This is a genomic window from Pontibacter ummariensis (assembly GCF_900188175.1).
Taxonomy (GTDB): Bacteria; Bacteroidota; Bacteroidia; order Cytophagales; family Hymenobacteraceae; genus Pontibacter; species Pontibacter ummariensis.
Genome location: NZ_FZOQ01000030.1, coordinates 17,223 through 36,622, shown reverse-complemented (window position 1 = coordinate 36,622; position 19,400 = coordinate 17,223). Strand labels below are relative to the sequence as shown.

The 19,400-nt window shown below is 47.3% G+C and carries 21 protein-coding genes and 1 tRNA gene; 19 read left to right on the top strand and 3 right to left on the bottom strand.

The features are described from left to right. Window positions 1-3: 3 nt before the first annotated feature. Complete coding sequence (locus CHB92_RS22250) at window positions 4-819, bottom strand: MlaE family ABC transporter permease (RefSeq protein ID WP_089321450.1); 816 nt, start codon at window positions 817-819, stop codon at window positions 4-6. Between the two features lie 285 nt (window positions 820-1,104). On the opposite strand from CHB92_RS22250, the gene CHB92_RS22245 reads away from it, so the two are divergent. Further along, the gene (locus CHB92_RS22245) at window positions 1,105-1,596 is read left to right on the top strand and encodes a hypothetical protein (RefSeq protein ID WP_089321449.1); all 492 of its coding nucleotides are present in this window, start codon (window positions 1,105-1,107) and stop codon (window positions 1,594-1,596) included. 92 nt (window positions 1,597-1,688) lie between these two features. Here the strand turns inward: CHB92_RS22245 and ruvC are convergent, their stop codons facing one another. Beyond that, window positions 1,689-2,261, bottom strand: coding sequence for a crossover junction endodeoxyribonuclease RuvC (gene ruvC, locus CHB92_RS22240; protein ID WP_089321448.1), 573 nt, complete (start codon window positions 2,259-2,261; stop codon window positions 1,689-1,691). A 55-nt stretch (window positions 2,262-2,316) separates the two neighbouring features. On the opposite strand from ruvC, the gene CHB92_RS22235 reads away from it, so the two are divergent. The 9 genes from CHB92_RS22235 to CHB92_RS22195 all read left to right on the top strand — a co-directional run bounded on the left by CHB92_RS22235 (window position 2,317) and on the right by CHB92_RS22195 (window position 10,430). Further along, entirely contained in the window at window positions 2,317-3,279 is a 963-nt protein-coding gene (locus CHB92_RS22235; protein ID WP_245842816.1) for a lysylphosphatidylglycerol synthase domain-containing protein, read from the top strand. After that, entirely contained in the window at window positions 3,276-4,409 is a 1,134-nt protein-coding gene (locus CHB92_RS22230) for a glycosyltransferase (protein ID WP_089321446.1), read from the top strand. The genes CHB92_RS22235 and CHB92_RS22230 overlap by 4 nt, the downstream gene beginning before the upstream one ends. 13 nt (window positions 4,410-4,422) lie before the next feature. Further along, the gene (locus CHB92_RS22225; RefSeq protein WP_089321445.1) at window positions 4,423-4,680 is read left to right on the top strand and encodes a hypothetical protein; all 258 of its coding nucleotides are present in this window, start codon (window positions 4,423-4,425) and stop codon (window positions 4,678-4,680) included. A gap of 455 nt (window positions 4,681-5,135) precedes the next feature. Next, window positions 5,136-6,359: a PP2C family protein-serine/threonine phosphatase gene (locus CHB92_RS22220; RefSeq protein WP_089321444.1), complete on the top strand. Its 1,224-nt coding sequence runs from the start codon at window positions 5,136-5,138 to the stop codon at window positions 6,357-6,359. Between the two features lie 110 nt (window positions 6,360-6,469). Next, a complete protein-coding gene (locus CHB92_RS22215) occupies window positions 6,470-7,102 on the top strand; it encodes a polysaccharide deacetylase family protein (protein ID WP_089321443.1) in 633 nt (210 codons plus the stop codon). Next, complete coding sequence (locus tag CHB92_RS22210) at window positions 7,099-8,190, top strand: glycosyltransferase (protein WP_089321442.1); 1,092 nt, start codon at window positions 7,099-7,101, stop codon at window positions 8,188-8,190. The genes CHB92_RS22215 and CHB92_RS22210 overlap by 4 nt, the downstream gene beginning before the upstream one ends. Window positions 8,191-8,439: 249 nt before the next feature. Next, the gene (locus tag CHB92_RS22205) at window positions 8,440-9,207 is read left to right on the top strand and encodes a TatD family hydrolase (RefSeq protein WP_089321441.1); all 768 of its coding nucleotides are present in this window, start codon (window positions 8,440-8,442) and stop codon (window positions 9,205-9,207) included. Window positions 9,208-9,209: 2 nt separating this feature from the next. Beyond that, on the top strand, window positions 9,210-10,277 hold the full coding sequence (locus CHB92_RS22200; protein ID WP_089321440.1) for an asparaginase: 1,068 nt from the start codon (window positions 9,210-9,212) through the stop codon (window positions 10,275-10,277). A gap of 65 nt (window positions 10,278-10,342) precedes the next feature. Continuing rightward, window positions 10,343-10,430 (top strand) — tRNA-Ser (locus CHB92_RS22195). Window positions 10,431-10,943: 513 nt separating this feature from the next. On the opposite strand, the gene CHB92_RS22190 is transcribed toward CHB92_RS22195, so the two are convergent. After that, window positions 10,944-11,324, bottom strand: coding sequence for a hypothetical protein (locus CHB92_RS22190; RefSeq protein ID WP_089321439.1), 381 nt, complete (start codon window positions 11,322-11,324; stop codon window positions 10,944-10,946). Window positions 11,325-11,438: 114 nt separating this feature from the next. Between CHB92_RS22190 and CHB92_RS22185 the strand changes: the two genes are divergently transcribed. The 9 genes from CHB92_RS22185 to CHB92_RS22145 all read left to right on the top strand — a co-directional run bounded on the left by CHB92_RS22185 (window position 11,439) and on the right by CHB92_RS22145 (window position 19,395). Then, entirely contained in the window at window positions 11,439-12,896 is a 1,458-nt protein-coding gene (locus CHB92_RS22185; protein WP_245842814.1) for a tyrosine-type recombinase/integrase, read from the top strand. Window positions 12,897-13,097: 201 nt separating this feature from the next. Next, window positions 13,098-15,275, top strand: coding sequence for an NERD domain-containing protein (locus tag CHB92_RS22180; RefSeq protein ID WP_089321438.1), 2,178 nt, complete (start codon window positions 13,098-13,100; stop codon window positions 15,273-15,275). 114 nt (window positions 15,276-15,389) lie between these two features. Further along, window positions 15,390-15,905, top strand: coding sequence for a hypothetical protein (locus CHB92_RS22175; protein WP_089321437.1), 516 nt, complete (start codon window positions 15,390-15,392; stop codon window positions 15,903-15,905). Between the two features lie 99 nt (window positions 15,906-16,004). Next, a complete protein-coding gene (locus CHB92_RS22170) occupies window positions 16,005-16,547 on the top strand; it encodes a hypothetical protein (protein ID WP_089321436.1) in 543 nt (180 codons plus the stop codon). Between the two features lie 77 nt (window positions 16,548-16,624). Next, window positions 16,625-17,038, top strand: coding sequence for a hypothetical protein (locus tag CHB92_RS22165; RefSeq protein ID WP_089321435.1), 414 nt, complete (start codon window positions 16,625-16,627; stop codon window positions 17,036-17,038). Between the two features lie 130 nt (window positions 17,039-17,168). Beyond that, on the top strand, window positions 17,169-17,621 hold the full coding sequence (locus tag CHB92_RS22160; RefSeq protein WP_144266368.1) for a hypothetical protein: 453 nt from the start codon (window positions 17,169-17,171) through the stop codon (window positions 17,619-17,621). Window positions 17,622-17,665: 44 nt separating this feature from the next. Then, entirely contained in the window at window positions 17,666-18,331 is a 666-nt protein-coding gene (locus CHB92_RS22155; protein ID WP_089321433.1) for a DUF6624 domain-containing protein, read from the top strand. Between the two features lie 90 nt (window positions 18,332-18,421). Continuing rightward, entirely contained in the window at window positions 18,422-18,751 is a 330-nt protein-coding gene (locus CHB92_RS22150) for a hypothetical protein (protein ID WP_218824295.1), read from the top strand. Between the two features lie 35 nt (window positions 18,752-18,786). Next, on the top strand, window positions 18,787-19,395 hold the full coding sequence (locus CHB92_RS22145; RefSeq protein WP_089321431.1) for a hypothetical protein: 609 nt from the start codon (window positions 18,787-18,789) through the stop codon (window positions 19,393-19,395). The last annotated feature ends 5 nt before the right edge of the window (window positions 19,396-19,400 follow it).

The window sequence follows — 19,400 nt, the reverse complement described above, 5'->3', positions numbered from 1 at the left end:
GGCTTATATTCCCCGAATAGCATTGATTACCTGCATTACTATTAGCTCTTCGACAAAGAGTAGGAACATAGCGGTAACCACAGAGGTGTTAGCGGCCTTTCCTACACCTTCAGTGCCTTTAGACGAGTAATAGCCCTTGTAGCAGCCCACCATACCTATCGTAAAGCCAAACAGCACAGATTTAACGGATGAAGCAATGATATCCAGGAACGTGATGGCATCAAACACCTGGTAAAAAAAGGTTACAATAGTTGTCTGCTCAAACTGGTGCACGTTCAGGTAGCCCCCCAGCAAGGACACTAAGGTGGTATACATCGTAAGGGCCGGAATCATGAGGGTGGTGGCCAGCACGCGGCTAACGACGAGGAACTTATAAGGGTTGGTGGCCGATACCTCCATGGCGTCTATCTGCTCGGTAACACGCATAGAGCCCAATTCAGCCCCAATACTGGAACCAACCCGGCCAGAGGCAATAATGGCGGTTACCAGGGGGCCAATAGCCCGTATGATGGCAACTGATATCAGGGCGGGCAATAACGAAGTGGCCCCGAAATCCTGCAGAGACGGCCTGGACTGGTTTGTAAAAACAATGCCGATGATAAAACCCGTCACAGAGATCAGGGGAAGCGAGCGGACGCCTACCTCATAGCACTGCTTGATGATTTCCTTAAACTCATAAGGAGGGAAAAACACTTCTCTCCAAAAGCGGGCAATGAAGGCGTAAACCCGGGCGAGTTCCAGGAACATCCTGTCAAGTCGCCTGGTAATGAGATAAGGGCGCGTACGGGTAGTAGTTGTCTTGTTATTGCTTTGGTCCATTCTTTACGTGGTGATTACCGGCACCGTCTGGTAGAGGTGCCGGGGATAAGGGCTAATCTTGCAAAAGACTTACCTCCACATACGGTGTGAGCGAAGCCGTGGGTTTGGAAAGATGACACCCTCAAAGGAAATACAGTAAAAGTAGCATAAAAAAACGTATCCGACTGATAATATATAGGAGAAATCAATTTTGGTTGCTTTGAAGGGGAAAATCTATAAACCCTCTATAGTGATTACCGTATACTCGACTTGTTGTTCCGTTTCTTACACCCTTAAACAGATATTATGAAAAGAGCTTGCTTGTTGCCCTTCCTATTAATCCTCTTTCTGTCTGCCTGCAAAGAAGATGAGGAGGTTGAGCCATCAGTACCTTTCCCGAATGACAATTTACCTATAAAAGAGCAGTTACAAGGTAGGTGGATAAATCATTTAAGGATTGATAACTTCTATAACCTTGAGGGAGAGGTGATACGCACAGATTCTGCGGGGGTAGGAGTTATACATGAGTTCAAAGGAAACAAGATGGACATATCCTATGCGAACGGAGAGAGAGTGGCCAGCCTCATGTACAGCTTACCAGATACCAGTACAGCAGAAAAAGACTACATTGTTTTTTTGAAAGACGGCAAGGTGCAGGACTATTATCAAATTACTACACTTAACGATACCTCCATGGTGTGGGAGTTGACAGTGGATTGGGCTGGTTATGTGGATGAGAATGGGGATACTATCACCACCAGAAAAGGCGTCTATACTTACGAATTTAAAAGAGATTAGGCTAGTACCATTCGAGCTTAAAAACTGAAAAACGGAAAAGCCACTTCTGCTAGGAAGTGGCTTTTTAAATGGGGGCCTAAGCTGTTTGGTACCTATTTGCTGGCCAGCCTGTCCGGGTTGTCTGTCAGGAAGCTTTTCCAGGACTTGCCCCCTTGCTTGGCATTGTTGCCTTTCTGGTAGTGGTGGCAAAGGGCCACCCCGAGGGCATCGGTCGCGTCCAATAACTTTGGGGCGTCCTGAATTTTGAGGATCTGCATCAGCATGCTGGCCACCTGTTCCTTGGAAGCGTTTCCGTTTCCTGTAATAGACTGCTTTATTTTTTTAGGGGCATACTCTACGTAAGGGATGTCGCGGGAAAGGGCGGCAGCAATAGCGACTCCCTGTGCCCTCCCAAGCTTTAACATACTTTGCACGTTAGTGCCGTAAAAAGGCGACTCGATGGCTAGCTCGTCGGGCAGGTACTCATCGATGAGCTGTATCATGCGGTCAAATATTTTCTTTAACTTGATGGCGTGGTTGCTGTAGCTCTTTAAATGAATAACACCGTATTGTATCACCTGTACTTTAGAGCCGGTTACTTCAAGCAGTCCATAGCCCATGACCTGTGTGCCGGGGTCAATGCCAAGAATTAGTTTGTTGGGCGGAAGCGCGGAAGTAAAAACCATAGGGCTGCAAAATTAAGACAATATCTTGAACATTAATCTCCGTAGAAAATTCCTTTTGTCAGTTGGTAAAGGGCTGGTCGTGCTGCTCACGCTTTACCTCTTGTATCAAACAGTCTTCACTGCGCCGGATGCTTTTCTCGACTGGGGCAGTATTCTTCGGGCAGGCGTGCAGAGCCCGCTTAACTATCTTCTACTGGTGGTTGCGCTGCTGATTCCCCTTAACTGGGGGGTAGAGGCGCGCAAATGGCAACTACTGGGGCAGAAGGTAGAGCCCTTGTCGTTCGGCCGGGCCTATCGGGCCGTAATGGTAGGGCTTACCCTTGGTTTCATCACCCCGAACCGCCTGGGCGATTATGCCGGGCGCGTACTGGAACTAAAGAGCCACCAACGGCTTCAGTCCATTGGCGCCGTTTTTATCGGGCGCTTCTGCCAGTTGGTGGCGACCCTTTTGATGGGTACGCTGGGGCTGCTCTACTTTGTCTTTAAGTTTTTGTTTTCGCAGTACCCGGCAGTTAGCCTGAGTCTGATGGTGATGCTGGTCGCGCTGTGCGCAGTTGCAGTGGTCCTGTTATACAATGCAAAGGCATTGGTAGCAGTGGTCGAGGCAATAAAGCCCCTGAAATCCTTCGTGCGGTACATCGCCATCATCGGCAGCTATACCTCTTCTGAGATAACGAAACTGCTGTGGCTCTCTCTGGGCCGTTACCTCGTGTTTCTGCTGCAGTTTGTGTTGCTACTCGTCCTGTTCCGGGTCGAACTGACGTGGATGGAGTACCTAAGCGGCGTGTCCGGTACCTTTTTCCTGAAGTCTGTGGTTCCCTCCGTGAGCTTGCTGTCTGACCTGGGCGTGCGCGAACTGTCGGCTATGTACCTCTTTGGCTTGCTTGGGCAGGCAAGGTTACAGGTGCTCAGCGCGAGCTTAAGTCTCTGGGTCCTCAATATAGCCATGCCCAGCCTGGTGGGGGTGGGGTTTGTCCTGCGCTTGCGCCTTGCCAAAAGGAAGGAAGTTACGGCATGATCTGGCTGCTCACCTTTTCCCTCTTTTCCTATGCCCTGGTTATACTGCAGCGGTGGATAGCCTGGCGCAGGATGCCGATGCTAAAGGCGCCTGCCTCCTTTGTTCCTTCGACGAACCTTACGGTGATTGTGCCGGTGCGAAATGAGGAAAAGAATATAAGAGCTCTTTTAGGGGACCTGGAGCATCAGTACTATCCAAGGGAGCTTGTGGAAATCCTCGTAATAGATGATCACTCAGAAGATCGCACTGTTCAACTAATAGATGAACTTAGCATAGGTTCCACAATGAGTATTAGGCGGGTAAAGTTGGAAGACTGGCCAGGTCTTCGCTTTAAAAAAGCAGCCGTACAAAAAGGGGTGGAACTTGCGCAGGGCGAGCTCCTGGTGCTGACTGACGGGGACTGCCGTGTGGGAAGAGAGTGGCTCCGACAGTATGCCTTTCTGTATGAGACGCAGCGACCGGCCTTTATCAGCGGGCCTGTTTGCTTTCACCATACGGATACGCTGTTTGAAAAGATGCAGCTTGTTGAATTCAGTAGCCTGATCGGAATAGGGGGCGCCTCCATACAGTTGGGGCAGCCCAACATGTGCAATGGCGCCAACCTGGCTTATACCAGAGAAGTCTTCGAGAAAGTGCAGGGCTTTCAAGGGAATGAAAATATTGCCAGTGGCGACGACGAGTTTCTGTTGCACAAGGTGCATCAGCGTTTCCCCGGCAAAGTAGCCTTTCTAAAAAGCCGTGAAGCGATAGTTTATACAGAGGCGCGTAAAACGCTGATCTCCTTTTTATCCCAGCGGATAAGGTGGGCCAGCAAGTGGAAGGCCTACCAGCGTTTGGAGGTACAGCTGCTTGCCCTGTGTGTTTTTCTGGCAAATCTTCTCTTGTTTATCTCCCTTCCACTAATGATCTGGGGCGGCTTGCCGGTAAGGGCAGTTCTTGCGGGCTACGCTGTAAAATTTGTAGTGGATTTCTTATTTTTAAAACGGGTACTCACCTTCCTTAAGAAGCAAAACCACCTTTGGTACATGCTGCCACTACAGCTTGTCTACGTTCCTTACGTGATATTTACAGGCGTAGCAGGCTTGGCAGGCCGCTACAGCTGGAAAGGAAGGGTAGTCCATAAATCCTGAAACTTTTGAGACGATGACCGACAACGAATTTGACATTCTGGACGAACTGTATTTTGTGATGTCCTACGGAGACCTGAAGGGCACCCTTTCCCTTAGTGATCCGGAAATATGCGAGGCCCTGCAGTCGCTGATCAGGCAAGGCTACGTGAAGATTCTGTATCCGGACAAGGACACGGAGTTAAGTTACGACGAGGCAGACTTCGGTAAAAATTGTCAGAACTACTATTACCTGGCCACAAAAGCCGGATTGGTCATACACAACTCGCTCTAGCAGCTGTTTAGTTTACTGTACCTGCACAAAATGAAAAAGGCCTGATAAACTTTAGTCCGTCAGCCTTGCTGCCCAGCTATGTCGCATAGATGCCTGGTAATCTGTTTTTGTGTTTAAGTTGTACTGTACCGAAGATGTAGTAAGGGTATGGCCTGTAGTTGTTTATAGTCTTGCATGGGTGCTGTTAAAAGTGTTGGCAGGTGTACAGCAGATGTCAAGCAGCTCCAGGTGGCCGAAGTTTAGGATTAGGGGGCTAATTTTCAGAGGGGCTTGTGAGACAGGCCTGGTAGGTGCTGGTGGTCTTTTGGGAGTGAAAGGTTTTAGCGATATTGGTGCTGTAGGTTGTCTTTTTTTATTAGTTTTACCTGGTGTTTGCACCTGTTTGCAGGCCCAAAACCTTTAGCTTATGTTAAAGCACCTGCGGGGTGCCTAAGACCTTAAATGACAGATTTTCAATGCCTGATATAGTAGTACCTAACACACAGCAAGAGCTAAACCTGAAGAAACTGGAGCTGTCGGCATTGCTCGAAATTACGCAGGCGATTAACGATAACCTACCGGAGGGGGCCTTGTACAAGATATACCGCTTCACCCTGTTGGCACAACTGCAAATAAGTCGCCTGGTGCTGTACGTGCATGATGAGCAGTGGGAGTGCAAGGTGTGCTTCGGAACAGAGCAGGACTTCACCAAGCGACAGCTTCCACCGGAGGTGATGGATCTGAAGGAGATAACGAAGATGTCGAAGGTGCCGGTGCAGAAAGAATGGCGCGCTTTCGATATCGTGATCCCTATTCTGCACAATGGCAAGGTGATCGCCTTTGTCATGATTGGCAAGATTCAGCCGTACTACAACAACATGGACGCCCTGAACTTTGTACAGACGGTGAGTAATATCATGCTGGTGGCAATCGAGAACTACAAGATGGTGCGGCAGCGGCTGGCGCAGGAGTCTATTCGGCGTGAGATTGAAATTGCCCGTGAGGTGCAGTCCATGCTGTTCCCGAAGTCGCTTCCCAATGACGGGGAAGTAGCAATCCATGCCAGCTATATTCCACACTCCTCCATTGGCGGCGACTACTACGATTTTATTGAAATTGACCAGGACCAGTTTCTTTTCTGTGTAGCCGATGTGTCGGGAAAAGGCGTGCCGGCTTCCCTGCTCATGTCTAACTTCCAGGCTGGGCTACGGACGATTTTGCGCCAGACTTCAGATCTGAACACGGTGGTGTCTGAGCTGAATAACCTGATCTACCGCAACGCCATCGCCGAGAAGTTTATTACAACCTTTCTGGCTATCTATAACCGCCAGACAAGGGAACTGAGCTACGTTAATGCAGGGCATAATGCGCCCATCCTGTTATACGAAGACAATACGCATCATCTGTTGAACGAAGGCTGTACGATGCTCGGCGTGTTTGACGTGCTCCCGTTCATGAACGTCGGTCGGGTGCAAATTCCAAAGCGCTCGGTCCTGCTCTGTTATACCGATGGTTTAACAGAGGTGTTTGATGAGGAGGAGGCAGAGTTCGGCATCGAAGGCACAATCAGTTTCCTGCAGCGCAACCGTTTCCTGAGCTCTAAAATGCTGCACCTACAGTTGCTTCGGGAGATCAACTTATACAACGAAGAGGTACGCTTCAACGACGACATCACCCTGCTCTCCTGCCGGTTTAAATAATCCGGTTGTGATGGTCGACCAGTACTGGGTCTGGTAAGTCCGGGATAAGGTTGCAACGTCTCGGCGTGTAGATGAGTAACAGGTTAAACCTCTAAACGCAATAAGTAATCTTGATTCGCTTTTACAAGACCCCCTGGCTACTGAAGAAGCTCTTACCTGGTTATACATGGGAACGGGAAGGAGGAGGGAAGACCCTCTACCTGACCTTTGATGACGGGCCAATACCGGAGGTAACGCCTTGGGTGTTGGAGCAGCTGGAAAAGTATGGGGCCAAGGCGACTTTTTTCTGCGTAGGTGATAATGTCCGAAAGCATCCTGAAGTAGCCCAGCAGGTGCTGGACAGGGGACACCAACTGGCCAACCATACCTACCATCACCTCAAAGGCTGGGAAACGCCCCTACAGGCCTATGTAGAGAACGCGCAGCTGTGCCAACAGGAGCTGGAGCAGTTGCCCGTTCAGGGTAGGAAAAAGCTGTTCCGACCGCCGTATGGGCGCATCACCAAAGCGCAGGCCGCCTCTCTCCGCGACAGCTATGAGTTGATCATGTGGGATGTGCTCACAAATGACTACGACAACTCGCTCGCCCCAGAGAAGTGCCTGCGAAAATCCATACAGGCTACCCAGGACGGCAGCATTATTTTGTTTCACGACAGCTTGAAGGCCCAGCGTAACATGCGGTTTGCTTTGCCGCGTTACCTGGAGCATTTTAACAGCCGGGGCTACGCCTTCAAGACCTTATGATCGTATCGGTAGTCTATTTCATTCTTTTCTTCCTGCTTTTTCTGGTATTGCTGCTCCTGTTGGTGTTTAACCGCCCCAAGTACAGGTTGCGTTTGTCGCAGCAGCCCCGGGTCAGTATCTTGATTGCCGCCCGAAACGAGGAGCACATCATTTTACGCTGCCTGCAAGCCATTGAAGCACTGGACTATCCCAAGGACAAGATCGAGGTACTGGTCGGAAACGACGCTTCTACGGACAACACGCAGGCCGTGGTAGAGGCGTTTATACAGGGCAAGCCCAGCTATCGCTGCGTTTCTATCACACATAATGTGGGTAAAGCCAAAGGGAAGGCCAACGTGCTGGCCCAACTTGCCCATTATGCGACAAGCAACTATTTCTTCTATACAGATGCCGACATAGCTGTGCCTCCTCATTGGATAGAGGGCATGCTGTCGGAGATGAGACCAGAGGTAGGGGTGGTGACGGGCATTACCACCATCACGGGCAATAGCCTGTTTGCCAGGCTGCAGGCCATGGATTGGCTCTATGCCCTAGGGCTGATGCAGGTCGTGTCGGACCTGAAGCTGCCGGTAACCGCCATGGGCAACAATATGGTGCTGCGCCGCGAGGCCTACGAGGAAGTGGGGGGATTTGAGAAAATAGAATTCTCGGTTACGGAGGACATCGCTATCTTTAATCAGGTGCTGAAACGGGGCTGGGGCTTCCGGAATATGTACAGCCAGGAAGTGCTGGCGCTCTCCACGCCGGCAACCTCTTTTAAACAGTACCTGCACCAGCGTAAGCGCTGGATGCGCGGCTCAATGCACCTGCCGCTTTATATGGTGATCATCTTTATCCTGCACTCGGCTTATTATCCCGTACTCTTGCCTTTCTTTGCTTATACATCCCTTGGGGTTGCAACAGCTGTCTTTACCTTTAAACTCCTACTACAGAGCCTGTACGTGTACGTGTGCCTGCGTCGCTTGGGGCGTACAGCCCCCTGGTGGCTCTACATCCTGTTTGAGGTGTACCTGGTGGTCACCTCCGTTATGCTCATCATTTTTTTCTTTCTGCCATTCAAGACTAGCTGGAAAGGAAGACAGTATTGATGAAAGGGACGCATAGACTAGCAAAAGAGCTTAAAGCAGGGGCTTTGTTTCGCTAAGCCGAAATGTTCCTGCCTTTGGAGCCGGGCAAATTCGGAAAGTATGGCGGCTTCATTCGTGGGAAAATGGCGCGAATAATAGCATTTTCAAGGTAGGTACATTAATTTTAAATTCGCTACCGTTGCTTTGTGGCATGCTGCATGGATGGAGAGGATGTTGTAGCTCTGGTAGCCGGAAGTTGAAGCAAGAACTATGAATTTAATTGACTCGCACGCACACATATATTCCGAAGAATATAAAGGGGATTGGGCAGGGGCCGTTACAAGGGCACAGGAAGCAGGCGTATCCAGAATCTACATGCCTAACATTGATCATACCACGATTGATGCCATGCTGGAGGTGGAGGGAAAGTATCCCCAACTGTGCATTCCGATGATGGGGCTACACCCTTCCTATGTGAAAAAGGACTTTGAGCGCGAGCTATACCTGGTAGAGGAGTGGCTGGGGAAGCGTAACTTTGCTGCAGTTGGCGAATGTGGCATCGACCTGTATTGGGATAAGACTTTCCTGCCGCAACAGCAGGAGGCCCTGAAGGTACAGGTGGCGCTTGCCAAGAAGCACAGGCTACCGATTGTGCTGCACACGCGGGAGGCCTTCGAGGAGACCTATGAAATCATCGCGGCGGCACAGGACGGCTCGCTGAAAGGGATTTTCCATTGCTTTTCCGGCACGGTGGAGGAGGCTGAAAAAGTTAAAGAACTAGGCTTTTTGATGGGCATAGGGGGCGTGGCCACCTTTAAGAATGGGGGAATGGATAAGCTGCTCCCGCACTTGCAATTAGAGGACCTGGTGCTGGAGACAGACTGCCCTTACCTGGCCCCGGCGCCACACCGGGGAAAGCGGAACGAACCGCTGTACCTGCCGCTGATCGCAAAGCGCGTGGCAGAGCTGATGGAAAAGCCGGTAGAGGAGGTAGCAGAAAAAACGACGGCCAACAGCCTGCAATTATTTAACCCGTAAGCATGCGGATAGAAAAAGTAAACATAGATACTGCCCCGCCACAGGACCCGGAGGCTTCCATCCTGATCATCTATACAGGAGGTACCATCGGTATGGTGTTCGATGAGGAGTTTAAGCATTTGGTGCCCTTTAACTTTAGCCAGATCCTGCAAAAGGTGCCGGAGTTAAAGCAGTTTAACTATTTATTGACGGTGGTGAGCCTGGAGCCGGCCATTGATTCCTCTAACGTAACCATTGCTGACTGGCGCATCATGGTTCGCTTGATAGAGGAGAACTATGACAAGTACGATGGCTTTGTAATTCTGCACGGCACGGACACGATGGCTTACAGTGCCTCCGCCCTGAGCTTCCTGCTGGAGAATTTACAGAAGCCGGTTATCTTTACAGGTGCCCAGGTGCCTATCGGAAGGGTGCGGACAGATGCGCGGGAGAACCTGATCTCAGCGCTGCAGATAGCGGCTACCAAAGTGGAAGGAAAAAGCGCCGTCCCCGAAGTTTGTATCTATTTCCATAACCTGTTGCTACGCGGGAACAGAGCTAAGAAGGTAGAGAGCAGCCAGTTTAACGCCTTCAAGTCAGAGAATTACCCTATCCTCGCCAAAGCAGGCGTGAACATAGACTATTACTGGGGCGCCATCGGTTTACACGCCTCCCTTCCTTTTAAGGCCCACTACCAGCTCGACGACCGGGTGGCGATACTCAAGCTGTTTCCGGGCATTACCCCGCAGGTTGTCAAGAGCATCTTGGAAACGCCAGACCTACGGGGGGTGGTGCTGGAAACCTATGGTGCGGGCAATGCCCCGACAGCGCCTTGGTTGCTGGATTTGTTGCGCAGTGCGATACAGCGTGGCACCCTTATCCTCAACGTGTCGCAGTGCGATGAGGGGCGCGTGGTGCAGGGGCATTATGAAACCAGCCGGTATTTGCTCGAGATCGGGGTGATCGGGGGAGCGGACATTACGACAGAGGCTGCCATCACCAAGCTGATGTACGTACTGGGGCATAAACTGCCCACGGAACAGGCCATCGAGGCACTGATGCAGGACTTGCGGGGCGAAATAACTATTTAAATTTGATGCGAAAGGCAGCAATACTTGCAAGTGTGCTGTTTTTACGATTATATTTGCACTCCCTTAGAGAGTTGTCCGAGTGGTCGAAGGAGCACGCCTGGAAAGTGTGTATACCCCAAAAGGGTATCGAGGGTTCGAATCCCTCACTCTCTGCTGGTTACATTACCAAATTCACCTAAAAGCCTGCAAACGAGCTATTTGCAGGCTTTTTTGCTTTTAGCCCGCACCTGAATCTTTCATTTTCTCTCTTTTCTGAGGTGACAAACGTTTCTGAGGTGAATCCTGCCGCGCCAAAGGGGTACAGGGCCAGCAGTATTCTGCTTCCCTCACCAGTTTGTCAATGCTGGCTAGTAGTACTACCAGCAGGTTTCCTGAGGCATGAGGTGACTTCGGCAAGTGAAGAACAAAGGTAGTGGCGGAATAGCCTGGGGATAGGCAAAGCACTTTTAACAGTGACTTTCAGTGCTTATTTTTCATAACAGTTGTTATGGGTTTTAGCCTTCCAAAGCTCCTGTAGAGCAGCTACAGGAGCTTTGGAAGGCCGGCTGTGCCAGTAAATAATGGTGCAGCATGAAGTACAAGAGTATGCGTTGGCTACAACCACAGGAGAAGCATGGAAAGGAGGAGCACTTACTTTAAAATCCTTAGCACAAGCCTAGCTTCCGGCTACAAACCCTTGTCCATGTAAGGCTGCCAGTTAACGATGAGCACCTTCTCCTCCTCGAGCAGCAGGTAGCCATAGTCGTAGCAGAAGTGATAGGTGTTGCCGCTCTTGGTGCGGTAGGTGTGGGTGAAGTGCCGGAAGTCGAAGCCCGCCGTCTTCAGCAGTTGCCGGTAGGTGGTGGTCTTGCCCTGCGGGCTGAGTTGGCGGAGGATGCTTCGGTTGCGGCGTAGCAAAGTGTTGAGGCGCTGGATGAGCTGCTCCCCCTCGTTGTGCTGCCTTTTCTGGTTGTGGGCCTGTGCACGGCACTGGTTGGAGCAGAAGCGCTTGTCGGACCTGCCGTTCAAGGTGTTGCCGCACTGCGGGCACTGTTTTTCCTCCTTCATAAAATAGCCGTGTTATGAAACGTACCGATACGTTTATAAACGCACTTATATGTTTCAGGAAACGGGTGAGTCCTGTACAGGGTTTAGATTTGGCTGTCAATAACAAAGGCCTCTATGCAGCATACTTCCCCGGCGCCCCCCATCGTGTACCTGAACCTCCTCGAGCACGAGGACAGGCAGTTCATCCGCCTGTGGCATAAGCCCAACCCCTTTATCGTTAAAAGACTGAAGGAGGCGCCCTGGATGAAGTACAGCAAAAAGTACAAGTGCTTTGTGATGCACCACAGCCCGCAGTGCATCGAGATGACCTATACCCACTTTCAGGGCTTGGCGCAGTTAAGCACACGCTACCTGTACCGCCCCAAGCGGCTGAAGCCGGACAGGCTGGTGCCCGTGCTGACAGGGGAGCAGCGCGGTGAGCCGCTCGAGAAACTACCCGACCTGCCGGTGGTAAGGCTACAGCCCATGCTGGCGGGCGGGGGCGCAACCGTAATCAGCGTCACCTTCCGCTACAGTAAAAAGGTGTACGAGACGCTCAAGTACTGTAAGCTTGCCACTTGGCAGCAGGAGCAGAAGTGCTTTGCCATCCCGGAGGGCGGGCAGCACATACAACAGTTGGCCGAGGAGCTGGAGGGGGGCAGCTGGCTGTGGCTGAGCCAGGAGCTGGTGGTGCGAGACGTGGTGCTGCTGCGCAGGCTCTGGGAGCAGACCTACAAGAAGGGGCTGGGCTACCTTACCTGCCCGATCGGCTATCTGGAGAAGCTCTTCCTGCTCAACTACTCCATGAACACCATCCGCACCTACCACTCCCTGTTGCTGCGCTTCCTTAACAGCTATAAGGACAAGGGGATGGAGCAGGTGAATGCCTTCACTGAGGAAGATATTAACCAATACCACCGGCAGTTGGTGCAGGCCGGCAGGTACTCCTGCTCTTTTGTGAACCAGAGCATCAACGCCGTGAAGTTTTACTACCAGCGGTTGCTGGGCCGCCACGAGGTGCAGCTAAACAAGGTGGAGCGCCCCGAGAAGCCCGACCGCCTGCCCACCGTGCTCAGCAAGCAGGAAGTAAAGCGCATACTGGAGGCCACCGACAACCTGAAGCACCGTTGCATGCTGCAGCTGCTCTACGCCGGCGGGCTACGCATTGGCGAGGTGATCAACCTGAGGCTAACGGACGTGCAGTCTGACCGTAACCTGCTTTTGATCCGCGGCGGAAAGGGCAAGAAAGACCGCACCACCGTACTGTCGCAGAAGCTTTTGGAGAACCTGCGGCAATATTACAAGGAGTACAGGCCAAAGGCATGGCTGTTTGAGGGACAGTTCGGCGGGCAGTATACGGCAGACAGCCTCAGAAACGTGTTTCAGGCCTGCCGGAAAAAAGCAGGTGTAAAAACCAACGCCACCCCGCACACGCTCAGGCACTCTTTCGCGACCCATTTACTGGAGCAGGGCACGGATCTGCGCTACATCCAGACACTGCTCGGGCACAGATCGAGCAAAACTACAGAGGTGTACACTCACGTGACCAGCTACGCGCTGGATAAAATCGTGAGTCCGCTTGATAATTTGTAGAAATGCCCTATATTGAGGCTGCGCTATGTATTTAAGACTGTGAAGCATCTGCGAAAAAAGCACAGTAAAAAAGCAGCAGTACAACACCACATATAGTGCAGCTAGTAGGAGTAGGTACTCCTACTAGCCAGTAGTTGTAGAGTATTATAACAAACCAGTTAAAGAATATTATCTCCAGAATAACTTTTTAGGTTCCTGTTTATGCCAAAGGAAAGAAGATCAGAACATGAGATTTTTTTAGAACTAGCTGAACTATGTATTTCTCCAGGATATGTACATGCTATAGCATATTTCTGCTTTAGAGATAATACAATTAAGTATGGAGAGGCAATGTCTGTTGATGATGTATTACAGCAATTTTCAAAAGATAGATTATTGAGAATAGAAATATCAACGCTATTAGGCCTTGCTTGCAAAAAAAGAATTAATGCCGAACTGCCCTCACCCGAAGTTGTACAAAATTATATAGACAGAACAGAAACTCTATTAGAAGAACTTCATCATTCAATAATGCCGTCAATTGATGAAGCTTTTGACTTTGAAAATTTACAAGATAAGAATTTAGATATTTTCAAAAGTGGTGCATTTCTAAGAGAACCAATATTTTACGGCGGAGAAGGAGCTTACCTTTTTCAGTACAGAGACTTTTCAGAAGTAAAATATCAAAAGGATGATGATTGGTTTATTGAAAACAAAGGGTTTACTATAAAACAGGCTATTGCTGTAGCAACCACAACACAGGAACTTCAAGATAGCAAAATCAATAACACGATGTTTGAGCTTGTCGATAAAGCTCCAAATGAGTGGAGTTTTCTTCCAGCTTTTAAATTTACTGTAAAAGAATTAAGCAGTGCCTCCCAAATTGAAGAGGAAATAGTATTGAAGGTGATAGAATCATTTGTAGCACCAACTGATATGAGCGTCTTCAACTCTTTAGATGACTATAATCCAACAAATGCCTACCCTATAATTGAACTCTCTAATAATGAATATTTATTGTTTCAAAACTACAGCCTCATGCAGGCTCTATATGAGACACCTTTTTTCTGGCTACATGATGACGAAAGATATCGCCCGACTGCAATGGAGCATAGAGGCAAATTTGCAGAGACATTTTCTGCAGATAGGTTAAAGCTTGTATTCGGAGAACACCGAGTATTTACCAATATTAACATTTACACTTCGAGAAAGAAGTGGGCAGGTGAAATTGATGTATTAGTTGTATTTGCTAATAGAGCAATAGTTTTACAGGCAAAATCAAAGAAGCTCACAATAGCGGCCCGTAAGGGAAACGACAGTCACTTACAGAATGATTTTAAAAAAGCAGTTCAAAGTGCTTATGACCAAGCATACCTCTGCGCTACACTTCTAACTAATAAGAATCATAAACTTATTGATGAAAATGGTAATGAGTTGAACATACATCGGGAGTTTAAAGAAATTTATCCTTTTTGTGTAGTCTCTGAACATTATCCCGCTCTTGCTACCCAAGCTAGACAGTTCTTAAAGTATAAGACAACAAACTGTATTAAGCCTCCATTTGTCATGGATGTTTTTATGCTTGATGTAATGACTGAAATGTTACAGTCTCCCTTGCACTTCCTTAGCTATATAAATAGACGGACATCTTATGGTGAGAAGATATATTCGACACATGAGCTAACTATTCTTTCACATCATTTGAAACGAAATCTGTGGATGGATAATGAGTACTCTGGGATGTATTTTGAGGATGATTTATGTGCTGATCTTGATCTAGCAATGCTAACTAGGCGTGAGGGTGTTCCTGGAATAGATACACCAGAAGGCATTTTGACTAAGTATAGAGGAACTGTTTATGATCAGATAGTAAAAGAGATAGAGACACTTGAGCATGATCAGACTGTAGATTTAGGCTTCTTTTTACTTACTCTCAGTGGCAAAACTGTTGACACTATTAATGCTATAGTTCCTAAGTTAATCAAGCGCAGCAAGGAGGATGGGAAAAATCATGATTTAACCCTTTCATTCGAGGAAATGGGAACTGGGTTAGCGATTCATTGTAATGACGATCATCCATCAATATCGATGCCTCGATTGCGGAACCACTGTGAGCAAAGAAAATACACTCAAAAAGCTACCTCCTGGTTTGGAATATGTATTGGAGCTTTTTTCCCGAAAGTCAAGTTCGGAGTTAATCTGGAACATGAATGGGCTCAATCACAAAGAATGGATGAACTAGTTAAAAATCTTCCGAAGGTTGGGAGCAGAGGTGACATAATTGATTTTGGAACCAGAACTACAAAACAAAGAAAAACTGGAAGAAATGAAAAGTGTCCGTGTGGCAGCGGTAAAAAGTATAAAAATTGTTGCCTAGGCAATTATGAATTAGCTAGATAAATCTTTTACGTTTTGGAATAGCACAAAAAATAACCCTCTACAACACTGCACAGGCTCCATACTCGGCTACGCCTCGCCCGCAGCCTGTACTAAACGTTATGTAGTATTTGCATCATGAAAGAAGTAGACTTTAAAGAGAACATAAACTGTATCAAAGAGACCGCCCATGGTAGGTATAGGATAGTTCTTGACTTTGCTACTACAGGAATCCTCAAGTACTTGATTCGGGACAGCCATAAGTATGTTTGGGTCCATAACCATACAACAGAAAGTGGATTCCAATGGCAGAAGTATAGTCTACCAGTTAAAGAAGAAGTGCAGAATCTAAATGTTCTTGCCAAAGGACTGAAGTTTGACTTCATTCTGCCGACAGAAGAATTTAAGCCCTTGATGCCTGATTGGAAAGGGGGAATTGAATTAATACAGTTAAACCAGCTGCCGCCAGATTACTTAGACTTGGATAAAATCAAAGGAAACAGAAGGTATGAATTGCTGAAAATTAAGTGTGACTATCTTTTTGAAGTTGTCATTCCATCGGCTACTGATTACGGAACATTGGTAAGTCCAGACAGGGATTATCTTCAGTCGTTACTTAATAATCCAGAAGTCGACTGGGACAACCTGCCATAGAAGAAAGAAAAACACTACATAACCCAGCACATAAGTCAAGCTTCGGCTATACCTCGCTCGCCTTATGTACAAGCCGTTATATGGCATTTCAAATCAATAATGAAAACAATACTAAAATTCAAAACAGATAAACCGAAGGCTGAGGTAGTTCAAGCGACAAAGGATTATTTCCTTAGCCAAGGCTTTAAGCTTGAAAGCAGTACACCAGACTCTTTGACATTTAGAAGGGGCAGTACGCTTCAGAATATGTTCACATACAATCCGCTGAAGTGGAAGAGCCTTACGGATATTGAAATAAAAGGCCCTGAAGTTAATGTACTATGCAATGTTACTCCTACTTCTCAGGCTGTTACAACTAAAGAAGAAAAACTCTGGGAAAACTTCATCTTAAACTATCAACAGGCTCTCATAAGCAACTTTAACTATCATAGCATAAATAATAAGCTACTACGTGAGACGCAGAGCGACAGCAGGAAGTATGTGAAGTATGCTTTGATTGGGGGAGTGATAGCTGGAGTCCCTGCGGGGTTCATCGCTCACTATACAGGTATAGACGCTATAGTAGGTATTGCTGCGGCAGGAGGAGGGTTTTACTACATGCGACATCAAATAGAGAAAGATAAGAAGAAAAAGGCCATATAACACAATGCATAAGTAACCCTTGCTGACGCTTCAGGCTTCTTATGCACGCGGCCGTTATGCAAAATAGGAATTACTGAATGAAGAAAGGAGCATTAGCAGCAGTTGGTGCAGCAATTTGGCTCTCCACAACCTACTTCGTTGTAGGATATCTGATTAATCAAAATTGCTATATCCAAAGCAGAACCATAGTTTGGATACATAATCCTTATGCACTGACTGATTATTCCCCAATATTCGGTCAAGCAAGTTTTGTTCAGCGAAAGCTTAACGACAGTAAAAGAGAAGTTGGCTTTCTATCTGATTCAGCCATACAGGAAGTTATACAAGATGAAGGCTTATACCACTGTGTTCTTCTGAAAGCAGATAGCTCCTATTATGAGGTACTTTGTATGGGCAGTTCTGAGAGGGGGCTTGGGAGCTATGTTGCCACGCCAGATACCATTTATTCTTTGGAATACAGACCTATTATTATCAAAACTGTATCAGAGTAAGTTGCTAAGCTGTAAGCTTGTGGGAAAAGTATGAAACCTGAAGAACTACTCTGCATAACCCAGCACAGAAGTTATGCTTCGGCTACGCCTTGCTCACCTTCTGTACAACCCGTTAGGGTCAATAGAAATTATGAAAGATGTTGAATTAGTTAACAGACTCACGCATTACCTAAAAAGCTTAGGGTACTATACCTTGGGCGTTGGGATTGCGTGCGTAATTGGCTATTTCATTATGATTTACAATGCAGGTTTTGGTGTTCTCTTTGCGCTTTTATTATGGGTGTTTCTTTTTTACAGACTTCACCTTAGTATCGGTGCCGCGCTGATTGAAAGCGATTTAAGAAAAAGGGTTGTGGTAATGCTTCCAATAATTGCTTTTGCTACAGCTCTTTTGACTCTGAAGATTTACGTTAATGAATCTAATCCATTCGGTGGGCACCCTCTGATACCTGAAAGAGAAAGAATTTTCAACTACTTCCTTTACAGTCTATGGACGACAGTAATGCTTTGGGAATTCTATTACCTTCTTCTGTCATGGCTGAAAAGAAAGAACAACAGAACCCTAACCACGCCTAAACTTTAGCTATGCCACAGTTTAGGCCAGTCCGTTGAGTAATATTGATAACTATGAAGTTAAAACAATCTATTATTATCCTGTTTCTATTGGCTGGGTGCCAGTTCTCAGTTGATAACACTTCCGATACATCAGTTAAAGAGCAGCAGCCAGACTATGCAGCACTACAAAGGGAGTTGGAAGAAGTGTACGATCTAGACCAAAGTATCCGCAACATTGACTGGGATACTATAAGCAGCCCTGAAGCGAGTATAGCTTATTCTAAGAAAGTGATGGCTGTTGACTCAGTTAATCAGACAAGAGTTATACCTATCATCGAGCAATTCGGATGGCTACCTAAAAGCAGAATTGGAGAAAAGGCTGCCAGCGCCATATTTTATGTGGTACAGCACTCTAACACAGAAACAATTGAAAAATACCTTCCCCAGATGGAAGAGTTGGCTAAGAAAGGCGAAGCAAGTGCTACTGATGCGGCCAAGATGCGTGACAGGCTACTGATGTTTCAGGGAAAGAAGCAGATTTACGGTACTCAGGCAGCGAGTTGGGTAAGACCAGAAGGGGAGCAAGTTATCTGGCCCATTGAAGACGTGGAGAATGTGAACAAGCGCAGAAAAGAAATAGGCTTTACGACAACAGTTGAGGAAAACGCTAAACGCCTTAACGCTGAATTTGACCCAAATGAAGAGTTGCCGAATAAAAACAACAATACTCAACAATAGCTTCACGGTAGCTGTGCCACCGCAAAGCCCAGTCCGTTGAGTCAAAGTAGTAAGTATAGAATTGTCCACAGTCATGTATCAATTGGCGTTATGAAAACTCGAATAATGTACCTTGAAAATAAGGAAACAGGAGAAGCCAGAATAGGTAGAGTAACGTTTTCAAGAACTATGCAGACCGTGTACTATAAGGACAAAACTTTACAGCGGGCAGGAAGCGAGAAAATAGCAGGTAATTTCTTTGACACAGAAACAGGCGAAGAATACTGGGTGTCTGGTTGCAAAAAGAAAGGTGGTGACTACCATTGGGCAAACAAAGTATCGGTAGCCATCGATGATGATGTAAGAGAAGAGTACTGGACTACAATCAGGGGAATAAAACTCGAAGAATACCTTAACTCAACAACACCTATAAAGTACTAAAGCACTTTATAGTCCAGAACGTTAGGCTTAAAGAAATGAAATATCAAATTCTGTTTGTGTTGTTGCTCATAATGAGTTGTTCCCAGCCGTCAACTAAAACGGAGCCAGCCTCTATAGAAAAGATTTCTCTTGTTGGGTACTCTTACAGAGAAAAGCCAACAAGAGATGGGTACGATTTCTATCTTGCCAGCCTACATGAATTAGTAGCATCAGATAATATTCTCACAGTTGTTAAAAGAGACAGCTTCAACTCTCCATTACACGCCTTCACTACAACTGATGAGAATTTAGCAAAAATATTCCCTAAACTGGCTGAGAGCTATCCTGCTGACACATCATTATTCAACCTAAATCCAGAAGAGACAGGAATATACCATGGGTTCGATTACATGCTGCTTCTTATTACAACTGACGGAAGAGTAAGAGTGGTAAGTTTTACCCCAAGAAGGGCTGAAGGAGCATTGAAAATTGTTTCTGATTCGTTGCTTCGGTACCAGGTAGATGAAGGAATGAGGGCAAAGGGAATGGACACAGTTTCCCTTATAGCCACTTTTGATAGTTTAGCAAGAAAGCACGTGCTGCCGTTACACCCCCTGCCACCCAACTCTTTGCCGCCACCAGTATATAAAGGTCAGAAGCAGTAGAAAGA

Excerpts from the sequence above, each read along its gene's own strand:
- CHB92_RS22250 (WP_089321450.1), bottom strand. The coding sequence starts at position 819 with ATGGACCAAAGCAATAACAAGACAACTACTACCCGTACGCGCCCTTAT.
- CHB92_RS22245 (WP_089321449.1), top strand. The coding sequence starts at position 1,105 with ATGAAAAGAGCTTGCTTGTTGCCCTTCCTATTAATCCTCTTTCTGTCT.
- ruvC (WP_089321448.1), bottom strand. The coding sequence starts at position 2,261 with ATGGTTTTTACTTCCGCGCTTCCGCCCAACAAACTAATTCTTGGCATT.
- CHB92_RS22230 (WP_089321446.1), top strand. The coding sequence starts at position 3,276 with ATGATCTGGCTGCTCACCTTTTCCCTCTTTTCCTATGCCCTGGTTATA.
- CHB92_RS22225 (WP_089321445.1), top strand. The coding sequence starts at position 4,423 with ATGACCGACAACGAATTTGACATTCTGGACGAACTGTATTTTGTGATG.
- CHB92_RS22220 (WP_089321444.1), top strand. The coding sequence starts at position 5,136 with ATGCCTGATATAGTAGTACCTAACACACAGCAAGAGCTAAACCTGAAG.
- CHB92_RS22210 (WP_089321442.1), top strand. The coding sequence starts at position 7,099 with ATGATCGTATCGGTAGTCTATTTCATTCTTTTCTTCCTGCTTTTTCTG.
- CHB92_RS22205 (WP_089321441.1), top strand. The coding sequence starts at position 8,440 with ATGAATTTAATTGACTCGCACGCACACATATATTCCGAAGAATATAAA.
- CHB92_RS22200 (WP_089321440.1), top strand. The coding sequence starts at position 9,210 with ATGCGGATAGAAAAAGTAAACATAGATACTGCCCCGCCACAGGACCCG.
- CHB92_RS22190 (WP_089321439.1), bottom strand. The coding sequence starts at position 11,324 with ATGAAGGAGGAAAAACAGTGCCCGCAGTGCGGCAACACCTTGAACGGC.
- CHB92_RS22185 (WP_245842814.1), top strand. The coding sequence starts at position 11,439 with ATGCAGCATACTTCCCCGGCGCCCCCCATCGTGTACCTGAACCTCCTC.
- CHB92_RS22180 (WP_089321438.1), top strand. The coding sequence starts at position 13,098 with ATGCCAAAGGAAAGAAGATCAGAACATGAGATTTTTTTAGAACTAGCT.
- CHB92_RS22175 (WP_089321437.1), top strand. The coding sequence starts at position 15,390 with ATGAAAGAAGTAGACTTTAAAGAGAACATAAACTGTATCAAAGAGACC.
- CHB92_RS22170 (WP_089321436.1), top strand. The coding sequence starts at position 16,005 with ATGAAAACAATACTAAAATTCAAAACAGATAAACCGAAGGCTGAGGTA.
- CHB92_RS22165 (WP_089321435.1), top strand. The coding sequence starts at position 16,625 with ATGAAGAAAGGAGCATTAGCAGCAGTTGGTGCAGCAATTTGGCTCTCC.
- CHB92_RS22160 (WP_144266368.1), top strand. The coding sequence starts at position 17,169 with ATGAAAGATGTTGAATTAGTTAACAGACTCACGCATTACCTAAAAAGC.
- CHB92_RS22155 (WP_089321433.1), top strand. The coding sequence starts at position 17,666 with ATGAAGTTAAAACAATCTATTATTATCCTGTTTCTATTGGCTGGGTGC.
- CHB92_RS22150 (WP_218824295.1), top strand. The coding sequence starts at position 18,422 with ATGAAAACTCGAATAATGTACCTTGAAAATAAGGAAACAGGAGAAGCC.
- CHB92_RS22145 (WP_089321431.1), top strand. The coding sequence starts at position 18,787 with ATGAAATATCAAATTCTGTTTGTGTTGTTGCTCATAATGAGTTGTTCC.